This window comes from Helicobacter sp. T3_23-1059 (assembly GCF_053654515.1).
Map to the genome: position 1 here is coordinate 1 of NZ_JBSIUV010000062.1, position 9,362 is coordinate 9,362.

Annotated in this window: 11 protein-coding genes; 5 read left to right on the top strand and 6 right to left on the bottom strand. The window is 37.7% G+C overall.

Translation table 11 applies throughout. The features are described from left to right. Positions 1-489: 489 nt before the first annotated feature. Positions 490-1,671, bottom strand: a complete 1,182-nt coding sequence (locus ACWIX0_RS11745; RefSeq protein ID WP_454174181.1) for a hypothetical protein — start codon at positions 1,669-1,671, stop codon at positions 490-492. A 187-nt stretch (positions 1,672-1,858) separates the two neighbouring features. Here ACWIX0_RS11745 and ACWIX0_RS11750 point away from each other — a divergent pair, with 187 nt between their 5' ends. The 5 genes from ACWIX0_RS11750 (at position 1,859) to ACWIX0_RS11770 (ending at position 6,567) form a co-directional block, all read left to right on the top strand. Then, a complete protein-coding gene (locus ACWIX0_RS11750) occupies positions 1,859-2,287 on the top strand; it encodes a hypothetical protein (protein WP_454174182.1) in 429 nt (142 codons plus the stop codon). Continuing rightward, positions 2,272-5,013 (top strand): translation initiation factor IF-2, encoded by a 2,742-nt coding sequence (infB, locus tag ACWIX0_RS11755; protein ID WP_454174183.1) that lies wholly within the window; start codon positions 2,272-2,274, stop codon positions 5,011-5,013. Before ACWIX0_RS11750 ends, infB begins: the two co-directional genes overlap by 16 nt. Positions 5,014-5,093: 80 nt before the next feature. After that, on the top strand, positions 5,094-5,495 hold the full coding sequence (gene rbfA / locus ACWIX0_RS11760) for a 30S ribosome-binding factor RbfA (protein ID WP_454174184.1): 402 nt from the start codon (positions 5,094-5,096) through the stop codon (positions 5,493-5,495). A gap of 72 nt (positions 5,496-5,567) precedes the next feature. After that, a complete protein-coding gene (locus ACWIX0_RS11765; protein WP_454174185.1) occupies positions 5,568-6,032 on the top strand; it encodes a ribosome maturation factor RimP in 465 nt (154 codons plus the stop codon). Between the two features lie 286 nt (positions 6,033-6,318). After that, positions 6,319-6,567 (top strand): hypothetical protein, encoded by a 249-nt coding sequence (locus tag ACWIX0_RS11770; RefSeq protein ID WP_454174186.1) that lies wholly within the window; start codon positions 6,319-6,321, stop codon positions 6,565-6,567. A 277-nt stretch (positions 6,568-6,844) separates the two neighbouring features. Here the strand turns inward: ACWIX0_RS11770 and ACWIX0_RS11775 are convergent, their stop codons facing one another. The 5 genes from ACWIX0_RS11775 to ACWIX0_RS11795 are packed head-to-tail and all read right to left on the bottom strand — an operon-like array spanning position 6,845 to position 9,022. After that, entirely contained in the window at positions 6,845-7,387 is a 543-nt protein-coding gene (locus ACWIX0_RS11775) for a hypothetical protein (RefSeq protein ID WP_454174187.1), read from the bottom strand. 37 nt (positions 7,388-7,424) lie between these two features. Further along, positions 7,425-7,682, bottom strand: coding sequence for a hypothetical protein (locus ACWIX0_RS11780; protein ID WP_454174188.1), 258 nt, complete (start codon positions 7,680-7,682; stop codon positions 7,425-7,427). After that, on the bottom strand, positions 7,682-8,500 hold the full coding sequence (locus ACWIX0_RS11785; RefSeq protein WP_454174189.1) for a tetratricopeptide repeat protein: 819 nt from the start codon (positions 8,498-8,500) through the stop codon (positions 7,682-7,684). The genes ACWIX0_RS11780 and ACWIX0_RS11785 overlap by 1 nt, the downstream gene beginning before the upstream one ends. After that, entirely contained in the window at positions 8,497-8,796 is a 300-nt protein-coding gene (locus tag ACWIX0_RS11790; protein WP_454174190.1) for a hypothetical protein, read from the bottom strand. The genes ACWIX0_RS11785 and ACWIX0_RS11790 overlap by 4 nt, the downstream gene beginning before the upstream one ends. Positions 8,797-8,815: 19 nt before the next feature. Next, positions 8,816-9,022, bottom strand: coding sequence for a hypothetical protein (locus ACWIX0_RS11795; protein ID WP_454174191.1), 207 nt, complete (start codon positions 9,020-9,022; stop codon positions 8,816-8,818). Between the last annotated feature and the right edge of the window lie 340 nt (positions 9,023-9,362).

The following is a 9,362-nucleotide window of genomic DNA, read 5'->3' on the forward strand; positions in this document are numbered from 1 at the left end:
GGATTGCTGTCATTGCGAGCGGATTTTGCATAAAATCCGCGTGGCAATCCATACCCGTGCCGTCATTGCGAGCAAAAACAAGCAAAGCGCAGTTTCTTTAGAAAATCGTTAGATTTTGCGTAGCAATCTACACCATAATGCAAAGAAAGTAGATTGCCACCGCATTAGATTCTGCTAAAAACACAGAATCTAATTACTTACAATGACAATATATTTCAGTTTTTTCAATTCCTAAATTTTTCAATTCCTAAGTATGACAAACCCACCATCAAATCCCATCGTGCTAATGTGGTGGGGGATTTTGGATATTTTGTTTGCCTTGCTATCTTAAATATGACAAGGTTATAGATTACCACGATTAACTAGAATTTTTGTTTGTGATAAAAGCAGTTTTTGTGCTTTAGATATTTTTCAATGCCTAGATGACAATCTCTAAGCGCTACAAATAAGCCCCCCCCCCCAAAAAAAAAAAAAAAACACTAAAATCTGCTAATACGCAAAGCGCATAAACGCCCTAAGCGCATTTCCCTTGTCAAAATTATTTGCATCCATATAGGCATAGCCTGCCCCCGCACTTAGTCGCATATTATCTCTTTTCCATAGCGCAAAATCACTCATAATGCTATATTCTGTATAAGTCCCAAAACTTATCATCAAATCAAGCCTTGCGCCCACTCTCTCTTGCAAGTCAATCCCACCAAATACATATCCATACAATGACGAGCCTTGCAAATACGGAGCGATTCCGTTACCAAAAAAACTCCTGCCATAAAATCTAGTTGCATCACTTAGGGCATAAATGCGGTTATGTGCATTGCCCATTATCCACACTACGCCACCGCCGAAGTTAAAATCTTTAATCGTAAATGCCTCATCTCCCCACAAAAGTAGCGAGCTAGATGAGCCATTTGCTACGATGTCCCAATACTGATAAAGCGCGTTTATGTTTGTGTATGAAAAAAGTCCGCTATTGCCTATGGGTAGATTTAGTCCTGCTTTGATTCCACCTTGCAACAAAAAGCTATTTTGCACTCTTGTGTTAAATAGCACAAATGGCTTTAATAATACGCCTTTATAATCAAAATCTACTCCGCCAGCGACTATCTCGCCACCTACTAGGTGGTTTTTGCGCGAGCCTGTGTTGTAGCTGATGAGTGAGCCTAGATTTGCAGAGATCCGCTCTCCTTGCACTTCATCTTTTTGCTTGCCATTATATAGGTATGAGTTTGCATAAGTTATCCAATATGACATTGTTTCTTCATAGGTTTTAAATCGCAGTGAGACTCCTTGCACATCTCCGCTTAGCCAATCAAACTTTGAAAATTCATTATCAAATCTCCCTGCATAAAATGATACAAGGCTATTTTCATAGCCAATGTATGCCGAGTAAGCATCGCCTGAGCTTTGATAAACTACTAAAGAATCTCTTTGCACCCAAGGTGTCCAAGCCCCTATCGCGCCTATCCCCCATAAAAAGCCATTTTCTAGCGAAAAAGTAGCACCGATTTGTGCCATCACGCCTAAATGACTATTAGCGCGTGCAAAATCTGCTGCCCCCACCACGCCTAGCGTGCCTTTGGTTTTTAAGTCTATGTCGGGGATATTTAGCGCATTTGCGCTTGTGGCTAGCACAATGCTAAAGCCTAGAATCTTTAGGAATTTTTGTCGCATTTTGTGTCCTTTTTTGTATTTTTTTGCAGGATTTAAGATTTTGATTTTTAGCAAAATCTTAGCTTTTAAGAATCAAAAATAAAGCAAAAGTATAGACTTAAAATCTAACAAGAGTTTAAATTTTATGGCATTTTAGGGAATTTAATGCTAAAATACGCGACATAAATCACTTGCAAAAGAAAACATAATGTCCCCTTTTAGCAAATATGCTTGTGCAAAATCGATTCGTATGTGCGTTTGTTGTCGCGCTAGATTTTCTCAAAAAGAGTTATATAGATTTTTGGTAGAATCTAGTTTGGCAAACGCTACAAACAATGCTTGCAACGAACGAAACGCACAAAAAATCATCAAACCCTTTAGCCTTGAGAATCTTTTTAGTTTTGATGAGAGTCAAAAAAGCAAAAATGGCAATACAAAAAATGACAAAAAAAATAGCGCAAAAAAAGGGCAAAAAGGAATAAAAAGGGGCAAAAGTTTTTATTTTTGTAAAGAATGTCTAAGCGCGTGTTTGGCAGATGAAAAACAGCTTACAAAAGCGTTTGCAAGGGCGATAAAAGGGCTACCCAAAAATCTAGGAGAAATTCAGGAGATGGCACAAGAATGGCTGACAAAATAAAACTAGCAGAAATCGCAGGAGAAATCGCAAGAAAACCAGAAGAAGTGGTCGCAAAAGCCAAAGAAATGGGCTTAAAAGTGCATAATGTAACAAGCTCTGTGGATGCTGATACTGCTGCTAAAATCGCTCATTTTGTGCTGACAGGGGAAAATCTAATGCCTCCCCCAAAACCTACAAAATCTACAAAAAGCAGTGGTAAAACTAGCACAAAATCTACAAAAGATTCTACCAAGACTCCAAAAACAACCAAAAATGATGGAGAGAAAAAAACAAGCGCAAAAAGCACAAAATCAAAAGACAAAGACGAAAAAAGCGAAACAAAAGAAAAAAAAGATTCTGCTAAAAAATCAACCAAAGCCACCCCAAAAACTACCCAAACACAACCAAAAACACCTACAAAAACGAATACCCAAGCACAATCCACACAAGAGCCACAGCAAGAATCTAGCGCGCAAAATCTAGCCACACAAACAAACCCCCAAACAAATGAAAAACTAGATATTGATAAAAATTCTACTATTATCCAGCGAAGCACAGGGATTCGTATCGTAAAAAAGACTTCGCAAGTGGATTCTACTCCTAAGCCAAATACGCAAACAAACAAACCAAAATCTTATGCCCCCTCACTGCACGATATACTAGACAAAGAAATGCAAGATGAAGAGATTTTGCTAAAAAAACCTAAAAAACCCAAAAAAATCGCCGCTACGCACCGAGAGGGCGAGATGAGATTGCAAATCACAGATAGAGAAATCAGCTCCAAAGATTTTGATGAAGAGCAAGATGAAATCGTGCTGTTTGACTTAAATGAACAAGAAGTGCGAGATGAGGACAAAGAAAATGAAGTGCGACAAATCATCACTGATAGAGTGCGACTACAGCGCAAAAATCCTTGGCTAAATGAAACGCGCTCCATCTCTCGCTCTAAACGCAAAAAGCCACCAAAACCTACACAAGAATCAACCATAAGCGCAAAAAGTGCAATCTCTATCCCTGAAGAAATTCGCGTATATGAGTTTGCCGAAGCAGCGGGGCGACCGCTAAATGAAGTGATAAAAGTGCTTTTTTCTTTAGGGCTAATGGCGACAAAAAATGATTTTTTAGACAAAGATGCGATTGAGATTTTGGCAGAAGAGTTTAAGATAGAAGTCTCTATCCAAAGCGAGGAAATCCTAGCCCAAGAAGAAATATCTAGCTTTGCAGAGAGTGAGTTAAAAGCGCGTCCTCCTGTGGTAACGATAATGGGGCATGTAGATCACGGAAAAACCTCATTACTTGATGCGATACGAAATTCACGCGTAGCTAGCGGGGAAGCAGGCGGAATCACGCAACATATCGGCGCATATATGGTAGAAAAAAATGGCAAGCTAATTAGCTTTATTGACACGCCAGGCCACGAGGCGTTTAGCAGTATGCGAGCAAGAGGAGCGCAAGTAACAGATATTGCCATAATCGTAATCGCTGCTGATGATGGCGTAAAACAACAAACCATAGAAGCCCTAAACCACGCAAAATCTGCAGGCGTAGAAATCATCATCGCTATGAATAAAATGGACAAAGAAAACGCAAACCCCGATAAACTAAAAAGCGAGTGTGCGGAGTTAGGATTTATGGCGCAAGATTGGGGTGGGGAGTATGAGTTTTTGCCTATTTCTGCCAAAAGTGGCGAGGGGCTAGAAAATCTACTAGAATCTATCTTGCTTCACGCAGAGATTTTGGAGCTAAAAGCCGCGTATAATGCGCCCACGCAAGCAATCGTGCTAGAAGGAAGTATCCAAAAAGGGCGCGGACCTGTGGCAAATATCATCATCAAACAAGGCACACTAAAAGTAGGAGACCCCGTGTATGCTGGCACAGCGTATGGACGAGTGCGCTCTATGGTAAATGACAAGGGCGAGAATGTAGAAAAACTAGAGCCTTCAAGTGTCGCTTCTATCGCTGGATTATCCGAAGTGCCAAGTGCTGGGAGCAAACTATTTGTCGAGGCAAATGATACGCTAGCGCGAGAAAAAGCGCAAAAACTAGCGGCTTATTTGCGACAAAAAGAGCTAAGCAAATCCACAAAAGTTTCCTTTGAAGAGTTAAGCGAAATGGTGGCAAAAGGACAGCTAAAAACTATCCCCCTTATCATCAAAGCCGACACGCAAGGTAGCCTAGAAGCAATCAAAGCAAGTGTCGAAAAACTAAACAACAACGAAGTGCAAGTAAATGTCATAAATTTTGGTGTAGGTGGCATAAGTCAAAGCGATGTTGAGCTAGCGAGCGCGAGTGAAAATTCGCTTATTTTAGGGTTTGGACTGCGCCCTACGGGAATCGTAAAAACAAGTGCAAAAGAACTTGGCGTAGAGATTAAGACTTATTCGGTGATTTATGATTTGCTAGATGATGTCAAAGCCCTCATTTCTGGGCTTATGAGCCCACTCATCGAGGAAGAAAATACAGGGCAAGCCGAAGTAAGAGAGACATTTAATATTAGCAAAGTAGGCGTGATTGCGGGCTGTATGGTTACAGATGGAGTGATTAAGCGCGGGATTAGCATTCGGCTTATCCGCGATGGTGTGGTGGTGCATACGGGTGCGATTGCAAGCCTTAAACGATTTAAAGATGATGCCAAAGAAGTGGCAAAAGGCTATGAATGCGGAATAATGCTTGAAAATTACAATGACATTCAGGTAGGCGATGTGTTTGAGAGTTTTATACAAGTCAAAAAAACGCAAAAAATTTAGATTCACTTTTTTAATTTTTCGTAGCATTCATAAATTTTTATAATTTTTGTCATAAACCAAAAAATCCATAAAGGCAAACAATGTCTATCCACCTAGAGCGCACACAATCCCTCCTCCAAGAGCTACTTATAGAGGCGATTTCTCAACTGCAAGATTCTCGTATAAACTCCATAAATATCGTAGCTGTGCGCTGCTCCAAAGGCAAATATAACGCCCAAGTCTATATCCAATCCACCACGCAAAATGAGCAAGAAAAAAAAGAGATTTTGCGCTCCCTTAGCAAAGCACAAGGGATTTTGAAAGAATATGTGCTAAATGCGAGCGGGTGGTTTAAATGCCCAAATTTGCAATTTATCTTTGATGATAGTTTAGAAGTGGCGCAAAATTTGGAGCAAATCTTTAAAAAAATCGCGCAAGATTCTACGCAAACAAAATCCAATGCAAAAGCTAGCAAAAAAGCCACCCAAACAAAATCCAAATAAACCCCACAACAAACAAAAATCAACTTAAAAACCAAACAAAATTCGCAAAATCCAAAATCCAAAAGGCAAAAAATGAAAAAACTAAGCTACGAGCTAGAATCTAGCATTCAAAATGAGCTAGAATCCCTTATTGATTCTGCCTCTTGCAATCTCTATGACATAGCACTTGTGCGTGAAAATGAAGCCCTGATTTTGCGCCTTAGCATTATGGCAAAGCAGGGGGCGACTACGCTTGAGCTATGTCAGAGGGTTAGTGAAATCATCTCGCCATTTTTAGATGTCAAAGATTTGATAAAAGAGGCATATCATTTGGAGGTTAGCTCGCCCGGGCTAGATAGAGTGCTAAAGATACCTCGACATTTTGCGCTATCTGTGGGGGAAAAAGTAAGCGTAAAAACGATTGATAAAAGCGAGTTTGAAGCGGTGATTTTGGAGGCAAATGAAAATGGAGTGGCGTTTAAAATGCAAGATTGTAAGCTAGAAAAATTTATCCCATATAGCGAACTAAAAAAGGTAAAGACGATTTTTGAGTGGTAGAGATTTTATGAGGTTTTGAAAAAACCTTAAAAAAATTCTGCTTAGATTTTAAGCTATGCTCTCTTATTTTACACGGGTATGCGGTGAATTTTACCGCTTAAATCTATGTTATATTAAGATTTTTATCATTGATATATGATGCTTTTTTTTCATTTTTTGCGCACAATCTTTGCAAATAATCTTTTACGCACTCAAGCCAAAAAAAAAAAAAAAAAAATCTCTATTTTTGTTTTAGATTTTATGGATACTTCGCGCACACACTCTTAAGTATGACAAGGATTACGATTTGATTACGATTTTGTATGCTTCGCTTATGCTTAGTATGATAAGAAACCAACCCCCTAGCCACCTCCGCAAGGGAGAGGGAAATACTTTGTCATTGCCACGCGGATTTTGTATAAAATCCGCGTGGCAATACATATCCAAAAAACACACTTTTGACAAATCTAATAAAATAGATTGCCACGATTCTAGCCTTTTTTACAAAAGCCTAAAATCTCGCAATGACAACAAAATTTGCCATACTGAAGCGTAAGAGAAGTATCTATGAAACCTAGGTTACCACGATTTTTTAGACTTATACTATACACGCTTAAGTTGGATTTAGCTTAAAATATTGCCTTGCAATGCGGTTTTTGCATAATAAGCAACGGCGATTTTTATGAAAATTTGTAAGTGTTTCGCCCCCTAGTGCGCTACTTGCATTATGATAGATTGATTAAAAATTTTGGATTCTAAAACACAAATATTTTCTTGTAATTGTTTTATTTTGAGGTTTGCAAAGGTTTTTTAATATAAGCAAATTTGCCTCTTTATCTTTGCCTATTTTGCAATGATTCTAAAGTCAAAATCTCTACATACTCTTGCAATGCGTTTATAAGCATTTCTTGTGCTTGCACATGTTGATTTAGCGAATGCGCGTAGTATTGATATGTTTGCGTGTCTGTTTCTATTGTTTCAGAGACATTTGACTCAAATTGTTGATTTCTAAAGTCAAATGCTTCCTTTGATTCTTGCTGTGTTTGGTTATAGATTTCTGTGATTTGATTTGCTTTATTTAACGCATTTAATACATTTTGATTTCTAAATGTGTATTTATTTTGCGCTTCCTCAACTCGTTGTAAAATCTCTTTGTAAGATTGATATGAATCTACCCATTGATTAAAAACTGTGTAGTATTCTTGCCTTGCTTTTTTCCATTCCACATCACGCATATCTTTATAGTAAGCATAGGCAAACAACACGCATAGACTTATCACAAGCGGTGTTATGGCTTTCCAAAAATCTATGCAAAATTCTTTAATCCCCTCGATGAAGTATTTAATCTCCTCAATGATTGTTTTTATGATTTTCATAAAAATTCTTTATTGCGTAAATAAAACAAAGTTTTATTTACTTAAAAGAGACTTTTATATCCGCTTGCAAGTCAAATTCTTTGATAAGCAAATCTATCAAAAATATTGCCGTGTCTCTATCAAAACGCAAAGTTTGCCCCTCACTATCGCCTTTTTTGCCAAAAGTGCACAGTTGAAAATATTGTTTGCCATTATGTTTAGCGCAAAAATACTCACTCCTTGCTATAACAATTTGTTCTTTTTGTATTTTTTTAGGCTCAACTTTATGTAGTTTATCCTTTTCTAAAATTGCCATCACTGCACCCCCGCTTCATTGTATTCTTTGTAATTATCACAGCCCATTTGATCGCCCAAATCACACGCCTTGCCGTAGTATTGCTTAGCAATAGAGCGATTTTGTCTCACACCTTGTCCTTTGCCATAGAGAGCACCTAGATTATTGCACGCGAAGCCATTTTTCATATCACAGGCTTTTTTCCATAGCTCGCTTGCTTTGTGGTAGTCTTGTCGCACACCTTTGCCATTATGATACATTAGCCCTAAGTTGTAGCAAGATTCTGATTGCATATCGCTAACTTTGTTGCACCCAATTTCATAATATTTCTTTGCGTTAAAATAATCATTTAAGTTATAGTAAGCTAATCCAAGAAAATAATACGCACGATTATCCCCCAAAGCGATGGCTCTCTCAAAGTAGGGTATCTCTTCTCTAAAATGCCCTGCTATTCCATAAATGATACCCACAAAAAGACAAATATCTTTAGTGCATTGCTCCACACTTCGCAGTCCATTATCAATCAATGCTTGACACGCACTTTTATCTCCATATTCAATGCAATCCCTGATAGCTTCACCCTTGCCTGTGTTATATCCCTCATTAGACACTAATTCATTATTATCTAATTGCACAAAAGTTCCATTAGTCGCATTTGCGCTTTTACCCGTTCCTTTAAACCCCCCTTGTGCTTTTTGTTGCGCACAACTTCCCGGATACCAATCATTTTCACAATAATCCAAATTTGGATCAAGCATAAAAGAAGCGTATAAAACTTCAAATATCGCTGCAATCGCTAAAATCCAAAATGTTAATGTAAATCTACTACTATTTTTCATTTCATATCCTTTTGTAGATTTTTCTTAGTTTTGTTAATCTCATATTCAAACGCATTGGATTTTTTTATGATTTCTAATGCTTCAAACACTTTATTAGCTTCTATGATTTTGATTGCACTTTTTGCCCTGATAAGTGGCGAGCTAGCCTTTTTATCTCGCTCTTTATCATATATCATTATGGCAATTTCATTGACATTAAACCCTGCTTTATGCAAGTCAAATATTTTTTCTATATGTAGTAAAAAATACATTTTACCTACGCTTTCTAAATCTGATTTAAGGCTTTTTTCTGTCATTTTTTATTCCTTTTTATCATTAGTATTGACAATAATTGTTTCCAAAAAACACTTGGTAAAATTTGCCATTACTATCTTTGTATGTGTCGATATTCCCATACTCATAGCCATATTGCCCCCACGAGCAATCAACAAGCGTTACATACGCCCCACCGATATAATACGCACTTAGCCCACTCACAGCCAATATCGCTAGCACCACACAGGCGATAATTTTCTTTTTCATTTTTTTCCTTTTGTAGATTTTATGTTTTTGTTATTATTGCTATTGCGTTTGAGCAACTATCATTTTTAAAACAAAAAAGCAATACTACAAAAAAAAAAAAAAACAGATTGCTAATGTGGATTTTAAGGATAGATTTTGTGTGGAGTAGATTTTGTATGTTTGCCATACTTGGTAAAATGCGTAGTTTGAGGCAAGCAGTATGAAACAAAAAGTTTTATTTGTGTTTGGAAGTTTAGAGATATTTCGTGCGAACACCATCAGTATGACAAGTATTTGCAGTATGACAAAAGTCAGTAAAATTGGCTTTAAAACCTCATCCATTGCGGAGGGGGTTAGGAGG